This is a genomic window from Streptomyces sp. NPDC012835, from assembly GCF_042900885.1.
GTDB lineage: Bacteria > Actinomycetota > Actinomycetes > Streptomycetales > Streptomycetaceae > Streptomyces.
Genome location: NZ_JBIBBW010000001.1, coordinates 1640895 through 1661478 on the forward strand (window position 1 = coordinate 1640895; position 20584 = coordinate 1661478).

The following is a 20584-nucleotide window of genomic DNA, read 5'->3' on the forward strand; positions in this document are numbered from 1 at the left end:
CATTCGTGTACCCCCCTGTTAACATTGTGCAAGGGAAACCGGTCCGGGCCCCCCGGGGCGCCGCCCGTTAATTCGGGGGCCCGGGCGGGGCGCGCCGGGGGGGGGGGGGCCCCGCGGGCCCCCGCGGGGGGCCCCCACACCCGTGTACGCCCACGCCGCACGTCCCGGCTCCGTCGAGTACGGGCACGGCTCCGCACCATGCAGTGCGTATCAGTCCCGACGTCGGCCGGGAGGGAGTGGCGCCCGGGCCTCGGTGTTCGTCGATAAGCGCGTTCACCGGTGTGGTCGTTCACCGGTGTGGTCGTTCACCGGTGTGGTCGTTCACCGGTGTGCGCGGAAGAACTCCGTGAGGTCGTGCGCGAGGAGTCCGGGTTCCTCGTGGGCGGCGAAGTGCCCGCCACGGGGCATGTGGGTGTACCTGGTGAGAGCGGGAGCGGGTACGTCAGGAGGCGGCGGCCCCCGCGTCGGCACCTCGGGCCGCGCGGAAGTGGCCTCGGTCGTGGACATGGCCCCGGCGCCGGGCCGTACGCAGGAACAGGACAGTGGCCACGGTGCACACCAGTACGGAGAAGATGCCGGCCTCCGGTCCGAAGCCGCCTCCGGTGATGGCGCCCGGGCCGGAGAGGACTCCGCGGACCAGGCCCACGGGAGTCGTGTCGTCACCGGAGACGGTGGTACCGAAGACGCCCCCACTGACGAAGTTCCAGCCCCAGTGGATGCCGATCGGCGTCCACAGGGAGCGGGTGGCCGCGTATGCCGCGGCCGTCAGCAGACCGCCCTCGATCGCGATGGCGAGGGCGCCCCAGACCGTGGCCTCGTCGTTGACCAGGTGGAGGGCTCCGAACAGCAGGGCCGACAGGGCCAGTGCGGCGCGCGTGCCGGTGAGTTCCTCGACCAGGCGGAAGACGATCCCCCGGAACAGCACTTCCTCCGTGACGGCGACTCCCGCCATCATCCCGAAAATGGCCAGCATCCCGCCGATCGAGCCGCCGGGCATGGTGCTGTAGGTGCCGAACACGGCGATCAGGGTGAGTGTGACGGTGAAGAGGCCGATCCCGACAAAGGCGCCGGTCCGCAACTCCGCGACCGCCGGCGCGGGGTCCAGTTCGGACACGGGGCGTTGTTCCAGGGCCCGGACGGCCGCCGCGTAGGCCACCAGGCCGAGCGCCGCGATCAGGGCTCCGGCGAGAACGGCCAGGACCGGCTGGGCTCCGGCCATGGCTCGCAGCCCGGACGAGAGCGCGATGACCACGAGGAACAGGACCGCCATGAGCACCAGGCGGACCCCAGCCGAGCGCACACGGCGCGTCGGGGCAAGGGAAGTCTGCGCGAACAGCTCCTTCAGTCGGTGTGTGCTCGGCAGCGACGGACGCGACATGGTTTTCCTCTTCTACGGCCGCGGCCCGATGGCCGCTGTACTGCCGGAAGGCTATGGATCAAGGGCCACGCGGCACGTCCCCCTCCGGTGGACACCTGGGTGTGGCTCTCATGGGGGACACGGAGCGGCGGGCGCCGACGCGTTGTGTCCGGTCGGGGACGCGGCGGCACCCGCGGGATGTGCCGCGCGCGCCCGGCCGGGCGCCGAGCAGTGTGTGCGGTGCTCGGACAGGCGCCGGGAGGGAGTGCGCGTGGTGCTCGGACGGGGTGCCGGACGCGCTCACCGCCACGAGTGCGGGTACGGCGGCCCCGGGCGCGCCGGACGGCTCAGCCCTGCGCGGTGACCAGGCCCACCCGGTGGGCGAACACGACCGCCTGGACGCGGTCGCGCAGGCCGAGCTTGGTCAGGATGCGCGACACGTACGTCTTCACCGTCTCGCGGCTGAGGACCATCCGGTCGGCGATCTCGGCGTTCGACAGTCCTTCGGCGATGAGTTCGAGCACCTCGGTCTCGCGCGGAGCCAGGACGGACAGCGCCCGTGCCGCGGCGCGCTTGCGGTCGTCGGCGGGGCGGACGATCCGGTCGGCGAACCTGCCGACGAGCTGCCGGGTGACGGCGGGCGCCAGCAGGGACTCGCCCGCGGCGATCGTACGGATCCCCTGCACCAGATCGCGCGGCGGCGAGTCCTTCAGCAGGAAACCGCTCGCACCGGCGCGCAGCGCCTCGTACACGTACTCGTCCAGATTGAAGGTGGTGACCACCAACACCTTTACCGGATAGGCCACTTCGGGTCCGGCCAGCAGCCGGGTCGCCTCGATGCCGTCCAGCAGCGGCATCCGGATGTCCATCACCACCACGTCCGGACGCAGCCGTCCCGCGGCCTCCACCGCCGCGCGGCCATCGGCGGCCTCTCCGACGACCTCCAGGTCCGGCTGGGCGGTGAAGATGGTGACGTAGCCGGTGCGTACGAGTTCCTGGTCCTCGCAGACCAGGACCCTGATCGGCGCCGCCGAAGCGAGTCCCATGGTCCGTGCTTCACCCGTGCCCGCGGTCCGTGCTTCACCCATGCCCGCGGTCTGTGCTTCACCCGTGCCCGCGGTCCGTGCTTCACCCATGTCCACGGTCCGTCCCTCACTCGTGCCCGCGGTCCGAACCTCCCCGGTGCCTGCCGGCCTGGTCCCGAAGGTGTCCGTCATCCGTGCCTCCTGGAGGGCATGCCGTGTGTCGCGAAAGGGATCCGAGCGGTGACGGCGAAACCGCCGTCCGGGCGGGCGTCGGCCAGCAGCTCCCCACCGAAAACGCCCACTCGCTCACGCAGTCCGACGAGTCCGTGCCCGCCGCCCCGGCCGAGGCGTCCGATTCCGGCGACGGCCGGCGTGGCGGGCGGGGGCGACAGGGCGGGCGTGGCGGATATGACGGGTGTGACGGGCGTCCCCTCGGTGATCACCCCGACCTCCATTCCGTCCTGTGCGTAGCGGACGGTGACGAGCGTCCGGTGGCCCGGCGCGTGCTTGAGGGCGTTGGTCAGGGCCTCCTGCACCACGCGGTACGCGGCCAGCTCCACGTCCGAGGCCGGCTCCGGCCGCTGCCCCGTCTGCGTCAGTTCCACCGGCTGGCCCGCCGCCCGGACCTGCTCGACCAGATCGCTCAGCCGACCCGGTGCCGGACCGCGATCCGCCGGGTAGGCCATGCCCAGCCGCTCATCGGCTGCCGCGTTCCCGGAGGCCGTGCCCCCGGACGCCCTACCGCCGGACTCCGTATCGCCGGACGCCGCGCCTCCGGGGCCCGTATCTCCGTAGGCCATGGCCCCCGACCCCGTACCGCCGGACGCCTTCAGCAGGCCCAGCAGATGCTGGAGGTCGGTCAGGGCGTGCCGGCCCGATTCGCTGATCGCGCCGAGTCCGGTGGCCACCCGGTCCGGCGCGTCGGCGAGCAGGAACTGGGCCGCGTCCGCCTGTACCACCATCGCGGTGACATGGTGGGTCACCACGTCGTGCAGCTCCCGGGCGATCCGGGCCCGCTCCTCGGCCGTCGCCGCCCGCACACCGAGACGGCGCCGCTCCTCCTCCGCCGCCTGCCGCGCCTGTACCGCCCGGCCCGCGCCCCAGCAGCAGGCCAGCACGAGGAGGATGAGAAGGAAGTCGGACGCCCGCTGCGGCGAACCCCTGTCGTGCAGCCCGACGGCGAACAGCACGTAGAGCCCGGTGGCCGCGGCCACCGCCGGCGCCGGCCGCACACCGTCGACGCGCCTGCCATAGGCCCCCGCGCCGTACAGGGCGACGTACAGCCCGATACTCGCGAACGTGGCCGGATAGGAGGCCAGTTGGTGAGCCGCGAAGGCGCCGGACACGAGAGCGAGGCACACCCCTGGCCACCGGCGTCGCACCACCAGGGGCAGCCACAGGAGCAGTGCGACGAGGACGCCCGGCATGTCGTACGGACGCTTCGCGAGATCACCGAACTCCGCGCCGAGCGGGGCCGTCACCGGCGCGAACACCACCGGTGCCAGCACGACGGTGCACACTCCGTCCCGTACCAGCACGTCCAGCGTGTTCCAGCGAGCCACGGCGCCTCGAACGCCTTTCATCCGTACTGACGTTGACGTCATCGCTCCGAACACACGCAGAGCCTAGTGCGCGACGGGCGGTGTCCGCCCCGGAGGAGTGTCGTCCGGGGCGCGCGAAACACACCGGTCCGCTCTCGCACCGCTCCGGACCGCGCGCACGGGTCTCGTGCCTGGTCGTGGGCCACGGGGCCGTCGGCGTCGGTGCGGGCCCGGATAGAATCGCCCGTATGGTCCGATCGTCTCGTGGTGGTGCGAGCCCCGGGACGTGGCGGCGTGAGACGGGCACTGTGGTGCGGCGGGCCGCGGCGCTTCCGGAGCAGGCACCGAGCCCCTTCGTCATTACCGCCGGGTCGCGGGTTCCTCGCGTCCCCACGGAGTGGGCGCCGCACTCGCATCCCCTGCACGAGCTGGTCTGGGTACGCGGGGGAACGCTGACGTCCCGTGTGGAGGATCGTATCTTCACCGTGTCCGAGGGGCACGGGCTGTGGATGCCTGCCGGAGTGGTGCACGGGGGCCGGGCGACGGCGGGTGCGGAGTTCTATGACGCCTTCTTCGCCCCCGACGGCACACCGTTCGCGTTCGCGGAGCCGATAGCGATAGCGATGACGCCGGTGCTGGAGTCGTTGCTGACCCATCTGTCCCGCACGGATCTCGATGCCGGGGCCAGGGCCCGGGCGGAGTCGGTCGTGTTCGATGTGCTCCGGCCGTCGGAGCGCCAGTTCGCGTTGCAGTTGCCCGGCGACGCCCGGATCGACGTGATCGCCGAAGCCCTGCTGGACGATCCCGCCGACTGCCGTTCGCTGGAGGAGTGGGCGCGGGCGCTGGGGATCAGCGACCGGACGATCACGCGTGCGTTCCGTCACACGACGGGGCTGTCCTTCGCACAGTGGCGACAGGCGCTGCGTGTCCATCGGGCGCTGACGCTGCTGTCGGAGGGTTTCGATGTGCAGACCGTCTCCGAGACGCTCGGCTACGCGCAGCCCAGCACCTTCATCGCCGCCTTCCGGCGGGCCATGGGGACCACGCCCGGCGCGTTCTACGGCGCGGCCGACGACATCACGGGAGATGTCCGGAATCCCGTATCGGGTGTCCAGAACTCCGGATTGTCGACATCGCGAGCGGAATATAACCTTCCCTCCAGTTAGGCAACCCTTAGTTGTTGCTCACCGCGTGCGGTTTCCGGGCGCTGGAGAGGCTGCGGCCCGGTCGGCGACGGCCGGACGGAGGGTGCCGCAGCCGTTGCCCCTTCAACCATCCGGAAAACCACCCATGCTCACGAACCCCTCCCGGCGCGCCGTTCGGCGTGCGGCCGGTCCGGCCACGCCGGCGGCCGCCCTCAGCGGGCACGATCTGGTACTGCGGTACGGCGGGACGCCGGTCGTCCACGGCGTCTCGCTGGCCCTGGAGCCCGGTCGCGCGACCGCTCTGGTGGGACCGAACGGCAGCGGGAAGTCCACGCTGCTGCGCGCGCTCTCCCGACTGCACCGGGTGGACGACGGCCGGGTGACGCTCGGCGCCCGTGACGGACACCCCGAGCGCGAGGCGGCGCTGCTCAGCTCCCGCCAGTTCGCGCGCGAGGTCACGCTGTTCTCCCAGTCGAGGCCGGCGCCCCAAGGGCTGACGGTGACGGAGGTCGTGGCGTTCGGGCGACACCCGTACCGGCGTGGCTTCGCCGGACTGTCCGCCGACGACCGGAGCGCCATCGAGCACGCCATGGGCGTCACCGGCGTGCGGGACATGGCCGACCGGCCGGTCGGGGAACTGTCCGGCGGGGAGATGCAGCGGGTCTGGCTCGCGGCCTGTCTGGCCCAGGACACCGGCGTCGTCCTGCTGGACGAGCCGACGAACCACCTGGACCTGCGCTATCAGATCGAGACACTCGACCTGGTGCGCGATCTCGTCGAGGAGCACGGCGCCGCGGTGGGGGTCGTACTGCACGACCTCGACCAGGCCGCGCGCGTCGCGGACACGCTGGTCCTGATGCGCTCCGGCCGGGTGCACGCCGCGGGCCCACCCGCCGATGTCCTCACCGCGGAGAACATCGGCGCGGTCTACGACATCCGTGTCGAGGTCGGAACGGACCCTCGTACGGGCCGTCTCCGCATCGACCCACTCGGGCGGCACTCCGCCCGGAGCGGCGCATCCGTCGCTCCCACGAATCGCAAGAAAGAGGACTTTTCATGAACCGTGCCCGTCTCCTGGCGGCGTCAGCCTCCGCAGGGCTCGTCGTCCTCGCCTCAACGGCCTGCGGCACGACCAGCGTCGACAAAGTCGAGGCCGGCGGCAGCGCCTCGCCCTCGTCGAAGGACTGCGCCGGGGACACCACGACCACCTCGACCGGGCCGGTCTCCTTCAAGGACGGCGTCGGCCGGCAGGTGAAGCTCGACAAGCCGGCCAAGCGGATCGCGGTCCTGGAATGGCAGCAGGTCGAGGACGCCCTGACGCTGTGCGTCACCCCCACCGCGGTCTCCGACGCGAAGGGGTACCGCACATGGGTCAGCGCGGAGAAGCTGCCCGGCGGGGTGACGGACATCGGTACCCGTGAGGAGCCCGACCTCGACACCCTGTACGCGGCGAAGCCCGATCTCATCGTCGTGGAGGCGTTCAAGGCCGACGACGAGACCATCAAGAAGCTGGAGAAGCGGGGCGTCCCCGTGATGGCCACGCGCGGGGCGTATCCCGCCGACCCGATCGGGAACATGCGGGACGTGTTCAGCATGATCGGCAAGGCGACGGGGCGCACCGAACGGGCCGACCAGGTGCTCAAGGAGTTCGACGACCACCTCGCGACGGCCAAGAAGCAGGTCGCCGACGCCGATCTGCCGACGAAGGACTTCCTGTTCTTCGACGGGTGGCTCCAGGGCGGCAACCTCACGGTCCGCCCGTACGCCAAGGGCGCCCTGTTCACCGAGATAGGCGAACAGCTCGGCCTGAAGCCCGCGTGGACGAACGACATCAACAAGTCCCACGGGGACGGCGGCGTCGACCCCTCCTACGGCCTCGCGCAGACCGATGTCGAGGGCCTCACAGCGGTGGGGAACGCCAACCTCTTCTACGCCAACGACGACGGCGTCGGGGGATACGTCAAGGCGCTGGAGAAGAGCCCGATCTGGAAGTCCCTCCCGGCCGTGAAGGAAGGCCGTACGCACTCCTTCCCGGCGCGCGTGTGGGGCGCCGGCGGTCCGCGCTCCTGCGAGCAGGCGATCGACGCGTACGTCGACGTACTCGACAAGAAGTGAGCACACCGCGGATACCGGCACCCGGAGGGAGACCGCTGCCGCACGCCGATCGCGGCAGCGGCCCCACCGGGGTGGCCGTCCTGGCACTGCTCCTCGTCGTGACCGTCCTGGTGGGCATGTGGCACCTGACGCAAGGGACGTCGGGCGTCGGCTTCGGCGACCTGATGCGTTATCTCGCCGGGGACCGGGAGAACACCGGCGGGGCTCCGGTCGGCGAGATCCTCACCGGCTCGCGCATGCCGCGCCTGTTCGCCGGGATCGCGGTGGGCTTCGCCCTCGGCTCCGCCGGTGCGTTGCTCCAGTCCGTCACCCGCAACGCGCTCGCCTCCCCCGACACCCTGGCGGTCACGGCCGGGGCCTACTTCACGCTCTCGCTCGTCGCGGCCCTCGGTCTCGCGGTCCCGCTGTGGGCGTCGGGGGCCGTCGCCTTCGCGGGCGGCCTGCTCGCGGCGGCGCTCGTGCTGGCCCTGGCGGGCCGGGCCGCCGGCACCACGGGTACGCGCCTGATCCTCGCCGGATCGGCGATAGCGCTGGCCCTGGACTCGGCGACCGCGATGCTGCTCATCCTGTTCCGCCAGAACACGACCGGTCTCTTCGCCTGGGGAAGCGGTTCGCTCGCACAGCTGAACATCGACGCGTCGGTACGCGCTTTCCCCCTCGTGGTCATCGTGCTGTGCGTCGCCCTGGCGCTGTCCCGGAAGCTGGACGTGATGAGCCTCGGCGACGACACCGCGTCCACCCTCGGCGTGCCGATCCGGACCACCCGCGTGGCCGCCGTGCTCTGCGCGGTGCTCCTGACCAGCACGGCGGTGACGCTCGCCGGCCCGATCGCCTTTGTCGGGCTCGCCGCCCCCGTCCTGACCCGCCTGATCGCGGGACGGGTCAGGGCGCTGCACCGGCACCTCTTCCTGGTGCCCGCGTCCGGGCTGTTCGGCGCGCTGCTCATCCTGCTCGCGGACGCGGCGCTGCGTGCGGTGCAGGGTGCCGACGGGGCCGCCGCCATTCCGACGGGCGTGCCGACCGCGTTGCTCGGTGCCGTCGTGATCGTGGTCCTCGCCCTGCGCCTCCGCGACACGGGCCAGCTCCGGCAGCCCCCGCCCGCGCGGGTCGGCGCGCGGTCGCGCCGGGCGTTCCTCCTCGTCGTGCTCGGCACTGCGGCGCTCCTGGCCGTCGCGGTTCTGGTGGCGGTCCTCGCGGGGAGCCTCTGGCTGCGTACGGGGGACCTCGCGCTCTGGGTACGGGGAAGCGCCCCGGATCTGATCGGTCAGGCGCTCGACGACCGGATCCCGCGCGTGGTCGCGGCGGTCCTCGCGGGCGCGGCGCTCGGACTGGCCGGGTGCGCCGTGCAGAGCGCGGTGCGCAATCCGCTGGCGGAGCCGGGCGTGCTCGGCATCACGGCGGGTGCCGGGCTGGGTGCGGCGAGCGTCGTGACATCGGACCTGCCCGGCGGACGGCCGCTGCTCATCGTCGCGGCGGTCGTGACGGGGCTCGTCACCTTCGCGGTGATCGCCCTGCTGGCCTGGCGGGGCGGCTTCCAGCCCGACCGGTTCGTGCTGATCGGCATCGGCTGCGGGTACGGCCTCAGCTCCGTCACCACGTTCCTCCTGCTGCGTGCCGACCCGTGGAACACGCCCCGGATCTTCACCTGGCTCTCCGGCACGACCTACGGGCGCACACTGCCCGACGTCGTACCGGTCGCGGTGGCACTGGCGCTCGCGCTGCCCATCCTGCTCGCCATGCGCCGGCAGCTCGACCTGCTCGCCGTGGACGAGGACACCCCGCGTGTGGTGGGCGTCAAGCCGGAGCGCACGCGCTTCGCCGCCCTGACGATCGCCGCGGTGCTCGCGGCGGTCAGTGTGATCGCCGTCGGCGTCGTCGGGTTCGTGGGGCTCGTCGCCCCGCACCTCGCCCGGTCGCTGGTGGGCGCCCGCCACAGCCGCGCGATCCCGGTCGCGATGCTGCTCGGCGGGGTGCTGGTCTGCGTGGCCGACACCCTCGGCCGCACGGTCGTCGCGCCTGCCCAGATGCCGGCGGGCCTCATGATCGCCCTGGTCGGAGCCCCGTACTTCGTCTGGGTGCTCCGGCAGTCCCGCGCATGACACCGGGGGGCACGCCCGCCTCGGCGGTACGCCACCGTCACCGGCCCCGGGGGCGCGCCGCGCGGCGCGCCCCCGGGGCGGGGTCCGCCCGTTTCCCGGGCCGCCGGTCGGCCGGGGCCTCCGGGCCCGCGCCGCCCCTCGCTCCCGTCCGACCCGCCAGGAGTACCGGAATGCCGCCTCACCAGGAAACGCCCGTGAAGATCACCACCGTCCCGTTCGAGCCGGACGCGTTGCCGGCCCCGCTGAGGCGGCTCGTACGCCACGACGTGCTGGAGCGCTGGCGCGCGGTCGACCGTTCCGCCCACGCCCCGCACATCGTGGCCGTACCCGGGGAGGCCGCCGGGGACTGGACCGCCGCCGCGCTCGTGACCGCCCGCCCGCGGACGGCCTACCTGAAGATCGTCGATGCCGTCGGTGATGTGCCGGCGGTGGTCGAGGCCGTGGTCTCCCACGCACGCCACCGGGGGCTCGCCCAGGTCAAGTGGGAGGGGTGGACGGCGAGCGCGGAGGCGGCAGCCGCCGCCGGCTTCGCCCCGCTGAGCGGCCCGCTCGCGCGGGCGGCGGGCGCGGACGGGCCGGATTCCGGCTACGTGCGCTGGCTGTGCGACACCGCGTTGACCGAGCCTCCGTACTACGGGCAGACGACGCACTTCACGTGCGGCGCCGTCACCGCCCTGGTCGCGCAGGCACAGGCCGGGGTACTGGCGGCGGAGTCGCTCGACCGCCCGGCGGAGCTGACGATGTGGCGCGACGCGACGAACTTCCCCGCGTGCGAGCCCGTCGGCCTGGGCGTCGCGGTGCGCCGGGCGTGGCCGTCGTCGCCGGTCACGGTCTTCCTCGACACCGACCGGCCCGTCCTGCTCGACCACCTTCCGGAGAGCGGGCAGAAGTGGCGGGCCGTGCTCCAACGCGCGTCCCGGACGGACGCCGAACGGGTCGGGGTCCCGATCGACGCGCAGCACCTGCCCATGACCGGCATCCGGAGCGCGATCGGCCGGCGGGAGCACGTGCTGCTTCTGGTCTCGCTCGCCGAAATGCAGGGGTTCGACGTGCCGCACTGGGTGCTCTGCCACGGCACCGTACCCGGCGCGGTCGTGATCGAGGACCCGTGGGCCAACGCGGCCACGGGAGACACCTGGGTCGACGCCCACCTGCTGCCGGTAGCGGACCCGTCGCTCGACATGATGTCGACGCTCGCGCCGGACCACTACCGCGGCGCGGTGATCATCGGCGCGCCGGAGCGGCGGGACGCGGCGTCTTCCGATTCCGGGCCGAGCGTCGAGTAGCCCCTCGTCCCGCCACGAAGCGGCGACGGCGTCCGGCGGGGGCCGGCCCCGTACCGACCGACACCGACCGGCACCGCCCACGCCGCAGAGAGGCGGCGGGGCTGCGTCCACTCGTAGCGGCGGGACGCAGCCCCGGTGTGAGTCAATCCCCCTCCGGGACCTCGGTCGGAAGACCGAACCACGACCCGGCCAGCTTTTGGACCTGACCACTGCTCAGAGCACCCTGGAAGGCCCATACGTCGTCGATCGAGCCGGCGAAGTACTCCCCCCAAGTGCCGGCCGTCTTCGCCCGCCCGACCTGGAGGGACTTGTCCGCCCTGAACGTCTGGACATTGTCGGCCCAGGAGATGAGGTCCTCGCACGCGGTGCCATCCGTGTCGTCGTCACCGCACACGAACTCCTGGAGTATGCCGTTGACGTAGAGCCGGGCCTGCTTGGCGACGCCGTCGTAGACGACCGCGAGGTGGTTCCAGTCACGCACGTCGTAGAACTCGGTGTTGCTGACGTGCCGCACCGCCGCGCCCTCGCCGTCGGAGTCCGGGAGCGTGAGCTGCCAGCGGCCGAGGCCGTCGGGGTCATCGGGATCCGGTACGAAGCGGACGTTGAACGCGCTCTCGCTCGTCCCCTCGCCACTCACCACGGCCACCGGGTGATCCGGGGTCGCCGCGCCCCGGGCCCACGCCGTGACCGTGAAGCCGGCACTGGTGTCGATGGGCATGACGCTCGTGCCCGCCGAGCCGTTGACGCCGTCGAGTTCCAGGCCGGACGCGTCGATCCAGCCGGCGCCGAGCCGTGCGCCCCCGGACAGGGTCATGGGGTTCTGCTGGTCGGAGAGGTCGGGCGTGGTGACGGGTGTGGTACCGGACGCCGATTCGAAGTTCCACCGGCCCTTGACGGCCCGCTGCTCGACTTGCTGCTGCCCCTCGTCGTCGGCGATCACCCGGTCCTGGAGGCAGGTGTCGTCGATCTGTCCGGGCAGGTGCCGGCTGACACTGCCGCTCCCGGTTGTCGGCGCGCCCGCACTGGGCACCCGCTTGTCGGGCGGAATCGACGACGGCGGACTCACCGAGAGGTTGTCGCCCGACTGCTTCTCGCACGTCCCGCCGTACCGCATCGACAGTTGCGACATCTTGATCTGCGGCGGCGGCTGGTTGTACCGCACCCGCAGCGACGCCTTGTTCGAGAAGCGCTTCCACGCGTAGGCGTCCGACTCGCCGGCTGCCCGGAGGCCGAACGTCATCGTCGACGCCTTGCCGTTCGCGGCCTCCTGGACGGCCGACTTGATGTCGAACTCCGCGTCCTTCGCCGCGCAGCCGTTGAAGCCGTGGGCGAACGACTTCGAGGCGAGCCGCTTGGTCCAGAAACCGGAAGCGTTCTGCGCGTTCCAAGTGGTCGACGACGAGATGTCTTTCGTCCGCCACAGCTCGACGCTTCGCGCGTCACAGGACGCCGACCACGTATTGGGCACCGTGAACTCGGCGCTCAGGATGGTCTTCCCGGCGTACTTCGAGGTGGGAATCCGGTAGAAGAGGCGCTTGGTGTCGTTCGGCTGGCAGTAGGACCAGTTGCAGTAGCCCATCCCCGCGTCCGAGTCACCGTTGAACTTCCACTGCGGCGACGACGCCCAGTACTTCGACGCCATCGTCCAGGCCGAGGCGCGCGGTGTGTACCACATCGGGTCGATGAACACCGGATACACCGTGTCGTCACCGGCCAGCACGTCCGCGTCCGGCTTCAGCACCAGCGCGTCACCGCTCGTCGGCAACTCCACACCCACGGGCGCGAGTTTGCCCGACTCGCCGGCCGCCGGCTCCTTGTCGCCCGCCCCGGCCGCCCCGGCCGCGTCCGCCGCGTCCGCCGTCCGCATGCGTGCGGAAGCCGCGGTCTCCGCGCCGGACGGCGTGCTGGAATCCCACATTATCGGCTTGGGCGCCTCGAACACCGCACCCTTCGCACCGTGGTCAACGGCCTCCAGACCGCCCTCAGCGGTCTCCTTCACCGCCACGCCCTCGGCGGCGAGGTCCAGACGCAACGCGGCGAGCTTCTCGCTCGCCGCCGCCTCGGCCGACTTGACGACCAGCAGCTGGGTGAACCCGTCCTCCTGGGCGCCCATCCGCAGGTCGACGCCGGGAAGCACGTCCCGGTACGTGGCCGTGGCATCGGTCAACTCCGGTACGGGAAGGACGCCGGGCCAGGACAGCGCGACCTCACGCCCCGCCTTCTCCATCCGCACCAGCGGCCCACTGCCACCGCCGGAGAACCGGATTCCCACCGTGGTCGCCTTGGGAGCGACCGTCCCGTCAGCCCCCTCGGCCAGATCGGTGTCGATCGGCCGCCACTCACCGTTCACCCGGGCCCGTACAGGACGCAGATACTCGCGCGACTCCAGCGAACCGTCCGGCTGGGCGTACACATCACTGCTCTCCGCCCGGAGCGAGCCGACCTCGACGGGCTTGCCGGAGCGTTTCGCCTCGGCCAGCGCCTCGGCCGTCGTCGCCCGACCCGCATCTGCCGCGGACGCCTGCACCGCCTGCGGCTCCCGAACCGGCGACTGCGCGACAGCGGGCAGAGCGGTCCCGGGAACAAGCCCCACCGCCAACGCGGACACCACCCCGCACGCCAGGCCGCCGACAACCGATCGACCAACGCGGCATCTCCTCACAGAGACACCACGAAACCCCCGGACCGAACCCACAAAACCGCCCCCACCCCACAAGAAATACACAACTCCGCAGAGTTAAGATCCCTTGCGCAGGGTTGTCAACAGTGATCATCGTCACTTCTTGAGATAATGCGGGCACAGTTGGTGAGGGTGCGCGGGTCGGCAGGAAGCCGCGCGTAGTCCACCAAAGGTGTCTGCCGCGCCGAGATCACCTGCGCTGGTGAGCAGCCGCGTGGCAACGCACAACACCACACGCGTCAAGGGGCCTACGTCGGCCGAGGGGGTTCCACCGCGGCCCGAGGGCGGATCACCGGCGCCACAGCAGAGGTACCGAGGCCCGATGACGTGCCGAGGCCCGGCGGTGTGCCGAGATCCGACGGCGTGCCGAGGCCCGACGGTGTGTCGTGGCGGCGCTGCCGGAGCGCGGCGGTGACGAACGAAGCGAGCAGCGGCCGGTGGTCCTGCTCGTTCCACGCGAGGACAAGGCGGCTGGGCGGCGCGTCGGCCACCGGGACGCCGGCCAGGCCGGCCGGGATCGGTTCGACCAGCGAGCGGGGCAGTACGCCGATCGTCCGGCCCACCGTGACCATGTGGAGCAGCTGGACCACGTCGGCGACTTCCGGGCCGGTGCCGTCCCCGCCGGGGATGTCCTTCCAGCGCGGCAGGGTCTCCCCCTCCAGATCGGACATCCGCACCGAGGCGCGTCCCGCCAGCCGGTGCCCGGACGGCACGATGACCACGCGGTCCTCGGTGTGCAGCGTCTCGTGGGCCAGGCCGTCGAGATCGTCCAACGGCGCGTAGAGCAGGCCGACATCGGCCCGGCCGTCGCGCAGGTAGTCGGTGCGGTCGGCGGGGCCGCTGAAGAGGATGTCCACCCGGCGGGCGTCGGGTTGACGGGCGTACGCCGCCAGAATCCCGGAGAGCAGGCCGGCGTCGCCGCCGGGTTTGAGTACGAGCCGCAGGTGTGCCTCGGAGTCGCCGGCGTGCCGGGCGCTGCGGACGGCGGCGCCGACCGCGTTGAGCGCGTGCCGCCCGTGTTCCCGCAACGCCTCCCCGGCCGGGGTGAGGGCGACATGCCGGCTGGAGCGCACGAACAGCTGGACGCCGAGCCGGGCCTCGATCCGTCGGATCGCCTTCGACAGCGCCGGCTGGGCGATCGAGAGGCGGACGGCGGCCCGGCCGAAGTGCAGCTCGTCGGCGACGGCGAGGAAGTACTCCAGCTCTCTGGTCTCCAGTTCAATCATGCCTCCAGGTTATCGCTGGATGTCGAACCGGTCTTGGACGCCGGCTGCCTCAGCGGAGAAGAATTGCCGCATGATCAACCACACGATGATCGTTTCCTTCGATCTCCCCTTGCCCAATCCTGAGCTCGATCAGTACCTCACGGATATCGAACAGGCCATGCTCGACACCGGTCTCACGCAGTCGGTCGTGTCCCGGCGCCACATCCCCATTCCCGGCGAGGAAGCCGTACCGGCGCTGATCGCGACCGCGATCGTGCAGATCGCGGTGGCCGACAGCGACGCGCTGGCGAAGGCGTTCGCCGCGCCCGGCGTGCACGAGGTCATCAAGCGCTGGCAGTCGCGGCACTCGTACAAGGTCGCCTGGGCGAACCACGAGGCACTGGTGTGAGCGGCAGGCCCGCCAACCGGAGAGTGGGACTGGTCACCGGCGCCGGCAGTGGCATCGGCCGCGCGACGGCGCTGGAGATGGCCCGCGGCGGCGCCGCGGTCGCCGTGCTCGACATCGACGAGGGTGCGGCGGCCGAGACCGCCGAGCTGATCGGGAAGGACGGCGGGGAGGCACTGGCCCTCCACGTCGACATCACCGACGAGGACTCCGTACGGGCGGCCGTCGAGCGCACGGTCGAGGCGTACGGCGGCCTCAGCTTCGCCGTGAACAACGCCGGCCTGGGCTCGCACCGCCGGCAGCTCGACCGGATGAGTCTGGACGAGTTCGAGCGTGTGGTCCGCGTCAACCTGGCCGGGACCTTCCTGTGCATGAAGTACGAGCTGCCCCTGCTCAAGGGCGGCGGCGCGATCGTCAACGTCGCCTCCAACGGTGGCCTGTACGCGATCCCGACCGCCCCCGCCTACGTGGCCGCCAAGCACGGCGTCGTCGGGCTCACCAAGGTCGCCGCGGTCGACTACGCACCGGACAACATCCGGGTGAACGCCGTCTGCCCCGGCCCGACCCGCACCCCCGGGTTCGAGAGGGTGGCGGCCGGCACCGACATGATCGCGTTCCAGGAGTCGATCACCCCGCTCGGCCGGATGGCCACCTCGGAAGAGGTCGCGGCGGCGGCGGTCTGGCTCTGCTCCGATGCCGCGTCCTACGTCACCGGTATCGCGATGTCGATCGACGGCGGTCGGCGGGCATAAGGGCCGTCGCGGTCGCGTGGGACCCGGCCGTCGAGGCGTTCGCCCTCTCTTCGGCGGGCGGATGCCCGCCGACCTCGTCCCCGCGTCGGGCCACGGCGACGGGGCCGACCCGCTCGGCTCCGTCGCCGGCTCCTCGGCGGCTGTCACCGATCCGGACCGGACTCGGCCGCCGGAGCAGCGGTGGCAGGCCGGACTTCTGCTCTGGACCGCACCGTACGGCCTGGTCAGCCGCCGCAACGACCATGGAGACCCCGACTGGCCCCCGTCGGCCGATCTGCTCGTGGATCTGATCGGCCCGCGCTCCGGCCGGCCGGCGGCCGAGGTCGAGGCCCTGTTGACGCGGAGCGGGGCCTGCCCCGGGCACACCCGGAGTCCGCCCGTCCGATCACGACCGGTCCGCGTCTTGACACACCGTCACTTTGCTCAATTCACAGCTGGCTGACAGTTGATCTCCTTAAGATGCCGTGTTCATGACAGACAACAACGAACCCCGCATCCGGCGCCGCACCGTACTCCTCGGGACCGGCGCCACGGCCGCCGCGCTCGCCGTGGGCGCGGCCGGCGCCAAAGAGCCGACAGCGACGGCGAACGGGACCGACCGCACGGCACCCGTCGCCGCCGCAGCCGTCTGCACGCTCACCAAGGAGCTGACGGAAGGCCCGTACTACCTCGACGGCGCGCTCGTCCGCGCCGACCTCACCGAGGGCAAGCCGGGCATCCCGTTCCGGTTAGCCCTCACCGTCGTGGACAACACCACCTGCGCGCCACTGAACCGGGCACTCGTGGAGCTGTGGCACAGCGACGCGCTCGGCGAGTACTCCGGCTTCGTCGGCAACAACGGACACCAGGAGCCCGACAACGGCACCTTCCTCCGGGGCGGCGTGCTGACCGGCAGTGACGGCATCGCACGCATCACGACCATCTATCCGGGCTGGTACCGGGGCCGGTGCATACACATCCACGTCAAGGTGCACACGAACGTCACACTGACCTCGGACGGCTCCTTCCGCGGCGGCCAGGAACTGCACACCGGCCAGCTGTTCGTGGACGAGGCGATCACCACCGCCGTCGCCCGCGTCTCGCCCTACTCGACCAACACCGTGCCGCGCACCACGCTCGCGCAGGACGGCATCTACGGCAACGGAGGCGCCGCCGCGGGCCTCATGACCGTGACCGGCTCCACCACCGCCGGATACACCGCCGGCCTGGCCCTCGGCATCGACCAGAGCTGACACCCCACCACCAGGGCGTCGGCGCCCCACGGGACGCCGACGCCCGCCCGCCTGCCGGGCGGCGGGCCGGCCGCGGGTCAGCGTCGCCGCTGGTCGGCCCGCAGCTCGTAGTCGCCGTAGCTGTTGTCGACCGGGTTGACGGTGACGCCGGGCGCGACGATGTCGTCGATGGCGTCGAGCACGTCGGCCGGGAGGGTGACATCGGCGGCGGGCAGGAACGCCTCCAGCTGCTCCATGGTGCGCGGTCCGATGATCGCCGAGGTGACGCCGGGGTGGTTGATGACGAAGGCGACGGCCAGCTCGATCAGGGTGAGGCCGGACTTCTCCGCCAGCACGGCGAGCTGTTCGACGGCGTCGAGCTTGCGCTGGTTGGCAGGGGTGCTCATGTCGAACCGGGCCTGGGGGCGCGCCGCGGAGGCAGGGCCCTCGGAGGCATTCTTGCGGTAGCGGCCGGAGAGCCACCCGCCGGCGAGCGGGCTGTAGGTGAGCGTGCCCATGCCGTGACGGCGCACGGTGGGGAGCACGTCCTCCTCGATGCCCCGCACCAGGATCGAGTACGGCGGCTGCTCGGTCACGAACCGCTCCAGGTGCCGCTCCCGCGAGGTCCACTGGGCCTCGACGATCTGCGAGCCGGAGTAGGACGAGGAGCCGAGGTAGCGGATCTTGCCCTGCCGCACGAGGTCGGAGAGGGCGCCGAGGGTCTCGGCCACGTCCGTGTCCGGGCTGGGGCGGTGGACCTGGTAGAGGTCGATGTGGTCGGTGCCGAGCCGCCGCAGCGAGTTCTCGACCTCGCGGATGATCCAGCGCCGTGAGCCGCCTCGCTGGTTGGGGTCCCTCCTGGCCCATCGACATGAAGAACTTGGTCGCCAGGAAGACGTCCTCGCGGCGGTCCCTGAGGGCCTTGCCGACGATCTCCTCCGAGACCCCGGCGGAGTACACGTCAGCGGTGTCGACGAAGTTGATACCCGCGTCGAGGGCGCGGTGGATGATCCGGATCGAGTCGGCCTCGTCCTCGTTGCCCCAGGGGCCGAACATCATCGCGCCCAGGCAGAGCGGGCTGACCTGGACACCGGTGCGGCCGAGCGGTCGGTACTGCATGGTGGGGTTCTCCTCGATCGATGGTGGTCAGTGGTTCCGGGAGGGCACGACCGTACCCGCGCTCGCCCGGCCGGCGAGGAGGCCGAGAGCCGCCCGCTCCCGGCAATCCGGTTCGGGGATGCGGAAGTCGAGGCGCGGACCGGGGTCGGCCGGCAGCTCCGTCCTGGTGCTGCCGGCCATGCTCAGATCCCGGCGCTGCGGCCGGTCACGTCCACGGCGGACAGCGCGGGCGCGGGTCGGTGGGAAAAGCGCTCGCGCCGAGCCGGGCCCGTGTGCCGCCGGGCCCGTGCGCGGCGCGGCGGGATGTCGCCGATGCGGGAGCGCGGCGCGGGACGGACGGCGCGGCTCAGCGGCCGGGCCGGAGTGTGTGCCGGAGGCGGGGCCACTGCGACCTCCCTTGTGATCATCCTGGCTGTCGTGCCGATATCTTCACGGTAGGTCGGTCCGGCCGGGGCTGCGAGGTACTGCCAGTACCTGGAAGACCGGTGACTCCCAGTCGTGGGCCGACATGCGGTTACCTGGGGAAGGCCAGAAACTGGCAGTCCGAGACCGGGCCCGAACCCGCAGCCGACCGAAGGGACAGCGTGCGCGCAGCACCCGCCCACGGGCTTGGGAGCGGGCGACATCTGTTCCGGGCCGGCGCCGCCCCGGGCCGTCCGGGCGCCACCCATGTGCCGAGTGACGCCGGGGTCCCCGCGCCTGCCGCCGGCGCGCCCGGACCGGTGCGAGCAGGGCGGGGCGCCGGCCCACCTGCTCGGCCGTCCCGCTGACGCCTGCGATCGTGACCGTACCCATCCCGGCCCCGCCCGCACGGGCCACCCGTAACGAAAGGTCCCAGTGATGCAGACCCTCACCCTCAACAACGGCGTCGAGATGCCCGCCCTCGGGCTCGGCGTCTTCCAGACCCCGCCGGACGAGACCCGGGACGCCGTCACGGCGGCGCTCGACCTCGGCTACCGGCACATCGACACCGCCGCCGCCTACGGCAACGAGCGCGAGGTCGGCCAGGCCATCCGCGACTCCGAGGTGCCCCGCGAGGAGATCTTCGTCGAGACCAAGATCTGGATCAACGACTACGGCTACGACGAGACCCTGCACGGCTTCGACAAGAGCGCCGCCAAGCTCGGCGTCGACCGGATCGACCTGCTGATCCTGCACCAGGCGCTGCCGTCGGAATTCGACAGGACCCTCGCGGCCTACCGCGCCCTGGAGAAGCTCCTGGCCGACGGCAAGGTCCGCGCCATCGGCGTCAGCAACTTCATGGTCGATCACCTGACCGCGCTGCTCGACGCCACCTCCGTCGTGCCGGCCGTCAACCAGCTGGAGATCCACCCCTACTTCCAGCAGCGCGCCGTCCTCGACTTCGACGAACCGCTCCACATCGTCAACCAGGCGTGGTCCCCCATCGGCGGGATCACCTTCTACCCGGGCTACGGCGAGAACCGCAAGAGCGTCCTGCGGGACCCGGTGGTCACCGGCATCGCCGAGGCCCACGGCAAGAGCCCGGCCCAGGTACTGCTGCGCTGGGGCCTCCAGCACGGCCGCTCGGTGATCCCCAAGTCGACCAAGCGGCAACGGATCAGCGAGAACATCGACGTCTTCGACTTCGAACTCACCGCGGACGAGTTGACGGCCCTCGACGGCCTGGAGACCGGCCGCCGCGGCGGCCCCGAGCCGGAGGCCGTCACCCTGGCCGACTTCGGCCGCGTCATCCCCGAGGCCTGACAGCACCTCCTGGACGACAACGACGTCGTCCAGGGAGTGACCGGAGCGAGAGGCATGACCGGCGTTTCATCCCTCTCCTCTAACCGCCCCCTCGGATGCGCGGCGCGGCGCCGGTTGAGCAGCAGTACGTCGACCGCCGTGTGCGCAGTCGCTGTGGCCAACCCGTCGCGCAGCTGCGTGGAGACGCCGATGAGGAAGCCGTGGATCATGGTGGTCACCCCGTCGACATCGGTGTCGCCGTCGAGTTCGCCCACGTCGACGCCCCGCTCCACGCAGGCCCGCGGTCATCCTGCGCAGCCGGGTCACCACAGCGCTCATGGTCTCCGCCTTCGCCGGCGGCACGGTCACGTCAGCGCTGACGGCCGCGCTGTATCCGCTGGTGGGCTGGGCGGGCATCTCCGCGCTCGGAGCGGTGATCGCGCTGATCGGCCTCGCGATCCGGTCCCTGGACCTGGTCCGCCCGAGCCCCGCGGAGCCGCTCGCCGGCCCGTCGGCGAACGAAAGCGGTCTCCCGGCCCGTAAACCTCTCCCGCGGGCGCGGAGCGCACCCACGTACCAGGCGGGGAGACCGCTCATGCCTGAGATCCGCCGCGTGGCCTGGGCGCTGCCCGGACACACCACCGGGCACACGGCCTGGATCCTCGACACCGGTGACGGCCGCCGGGTCGTCGCCTTCGGCGACGCCCTGCACTCCCCCGTCCGGATCCGGCACCCCGACTGGGAAGTCGTCCTCGACCACGACCGGGCCCGGGCCGAGCACTCACGTCGCCGGCTCGTGGAGTTCCTGGCCCGGAGCGACGTCTTCGGCTTCGGCGCGCACTTCGCCGACCAGCAGCTCGGCACCGTCGACGGCACCGGCCGCCGGCGCCCTTGGGACGACGAGACCGACAACCGGTAGACCTCCCGCGCGCCAGCCCC

General features: G+C 71.9%; 16 protein-coding genes and 1 pseudogene. 10 read left to right on the forward strand and 7 right to left on the reverse strand.

What is annotated here, in order from left to right; translation table 11 throughout:
- Positions 1-442 precede the first annotated feature (442 nt).
- From ACFY6S_RS06700 to ACFY6S_RS06710, 3 genes are all read right to left on the reverse strand, one after another.
- Entirely contained in the window at positions 443-1378 is a 936-nt protein-coding gene (locus tag ACFY6S_RS06700; protein WP_388823572.1) for a CPBP family intramembrane glutamic endopeptidase, read from the reverse strand.
- A 326-nt stretch (positions 1379-1704) separates the two neighbouring features.
- Positions 1705-2403 (reverse strand): response regulator, encoded by a 699-nt coding sequence (locus tag ACFY6S_RS06705; protein WP_388823574.1) that lies wholly within the window; start codon positions 2401-2403, stop codon positions 1705-1707.
- A 167-nt stretch (positions 2404-2570) separates the two neighbouring features.
- The gene (locus tag ACFY6S_RS06710; protein WP_388823576.1) at positions 2571-3944 is read right to left on the reverse strand and encodes a sensor histidine kinase; all 1374 of its coding nucleotides are present in this window, start codon (positions 3942-3944) and stop codon (positions 2571-2573) included.
- A 227-nt stretch (positions 3945-4171) separates the two neighbouring features.
- Between ACFY6S_RS06710 and ACFY6S_RS06715 the strand changes: the two genes are divergently transcribed.
- The 5 genes from ACFY6S_RS06715 to ACFY6S_RS06735 all read left to right on the forward strand — a co-directional run bounded on the left by ACFY6S_RS06715 (position 4172) and on the right by ACFY6S_RS06735 (position 10568).
- Positions 4172-5089 carry a helix-turn-helix domain-containing protein gene (locus ACFY6S_RS06715; protein ID WP_388823578.1) on the forward strand — a complete coding sequence of 306 codons (918 nt, stop codon included), beginning with the start codon at positions 4172-4174 and terminating at the stop codon, positions 5087-5089.
- 124 nt (positions 5090-5213) lie between these two features.
- Positions 5214-6128 (forward strand): ABC transporter ATP-binding protein, encoded by a 915-nt coding sequence (locus tag ACFY6S_RS06720; RefSeq protein WP_388823580.1) that lies wholly within the window; start codon positions 5214-5216, stop codon positions 6126-6128.
- Positions 6125-7183, forward strand: coding sequence for an iron-siderophore ABC transporter substrate-binding protein (locus tag ACFY6S_RS06725; RefSeq protein WP_388823582.1), 1059 nt, complete (start codon positions 6125-6127; stop codon positions 7181-7183). The genes ACFY6S_RS06720 and ACFY6S_RS06725 overlap by 4 nt, the downstream gene beginning before the upstream one ends.
- Complete coding sequence (locus ACFY6S_RS06730) at positions 7180-9282, forward strand: iron ABC transporter permease (protein ID WP_388823584.1); 2103 nt, start codon at positions 7180-7182, stop codon at positions 9280-9282. The genes ACFY6S_RS06725 and ACFY6S_RS06730 overlap by 4 nt, the downstream gene beginning before the upstream one ends.
- 170 nt (positions 9283-9452) lie before the next feature.
- Positions 9453-10568, forward strand: a complete 1116-nt coding sequence (locus tag ACFY6S_RS06735; protein WP_388823586.1) for a peptidase C39 family protein — start codon at positions 9453-9455, stop codon at positions 10566-10568.
- Positions 10569-10710: 142 nt separating this feature from the next.
- On the opposite strand, the gene ACFY6S_RS06740 is transcribed toward ACFY6S_RS06735, so the two are convergent.
- Together ACFY6S_RS06740 and ACFY6S_RS06745 are read right to left on the reverse strand one after the other, a co-directional pair.
- Positions 10711-13095 carry a LamG-like jellyroll fold domain-containing protein gene (locus ACFY6S_RS06740; RefSeq protein WP_388823588.1) on the reverse strand — a complete coding sequence of 795 codons (2385 nt, stop codon included), beginning with the start codon at positions 13093-13095 and terminating at the stop codon, positions 10711-10713.
- Positions 13096-13496: 401 nt separating this feature from the next.
- On the reverse strand, positions 13497-14474 hold the full coding sequence (locus ACFY6S_RS06745; RefSeq protein WP_388823590.1) for a LysR family transcriptional regulator: 978 nt from the start codon (positions 14472-14474) through the stop codon (positions 13497-13499).
- Positions 14475-14544: 70 nt separating this feature from the next.
- Here ACFY6S_RS06745 and ACFY6S_RS06750 point away from each other — a divergent pair, with 70 nt between their 5' ends.
- The 3 genes from ACFY6S_RS06750 to ACFY6S_RS06760 all read left to right on the forward strand — a co-directional run bounded on the left by ACFY6S_RS06750 (position 14545) and on the right by ACFY6S_RS06760 (position 16843).
- Positions 14545-14862 carry a hypothetical protein gene (locus ACFY6S_RS06750; RefSeq protein ID WP_388823592.1) on the forward strand — a complete coding sequence of 106 codons (318 nt, stop codon included), beginning with the start codon at positions 14545-14547 and terminating at the stop codon, positions 14860-14862.
- Positions 14859-15611: an SDR family NAD(P)-dependent oxidoreductase gene (locus ACFY6S_RS06755; RefSeq protein ID WP_388823594.1), complete on the forward strand. Its 753-nt coding sequence runs from the start codon at positions 14859-14861 to the stop codon at positions 15609-15611. The genes ACFY6S_RS06750 and ACFY6S_RS06755 overlap by 4 nt, the downstream gene beginning before the upstream one ends.
- A gap of 470 nt (positions 15612-16081) precedes the next feature.
- Positions 16082-16843 carry an intradiol ring-cleavage dioxygenase gene (locus ACFY6S_RS06760; RefSeq protein WP_388823596.1) on the forward strand — a complete coding sequence of 254 codons (762 nt, stop codon included), beginning with the start codon at positions 16082-16084 and terminating at the stop codon, positions 16841-16843.
- Positions 16844-16920: 77 nt separating this feature from the next.
- On the opposite strand, the pseudogene ACFY6S_RS06765 reads toward ACFY6S_RS06760, so the two are convergent.
- A pseudogene (locus ACFY6S_RS06765) lies at positions 16921-17941 on the reverse strand (aldo/keto reductase).
- Between the two features lie 27 nt (positions 17942-17968).
- Positions 17969-18121: a hypothetical protein gene (locus ACFY6S_RS06770; RefSeq protein ID WP_388823598.1), complete on the reverse strand. Its 153-nt coding sequence runs from the start codon at positions 18119-18121 to the stop codon at positions 17969-17971.
- A 660-nt stretch (positions 18122-18781) separates the two neighbouring features.
- Between ACFY6S_RS06770 and ACFY6S_RS06775 the strand changes: the two genes are divergently transcribed.
- Together ACFY6S_RS06775 and ACFY6S_RS06780 are read left to right on the forward strand one after the other, a co-directional pair.
- Positions 18782-19666 carry an aldo/keto reductase gene (locus ACFY6S_RS06775; RefSeq protein ID WP_388823600.1) on the forward strand — a complete coding sequence of 295 codons (885 nt, stop codon included), beginning with the start codon at positions 18782-18784 and terminating at the stop codon, positions 19664-19666.
- 316 nt (positions 19667-19982) lie between these two features.
- The gene (locus tag ACFY6S_RS06780) at positions 19983-20564 is read left to right on the forward strand and encodes a hypothetical protein (RefSeq protein ID WP_388823602.1); all 582 of its coding nucleotides are present in this window, start codon (positions 19983-19985) and stop codon (positions 20562-20564) included.
- Positions 20565-20584 lie beyond the last annotated feature (20 nt).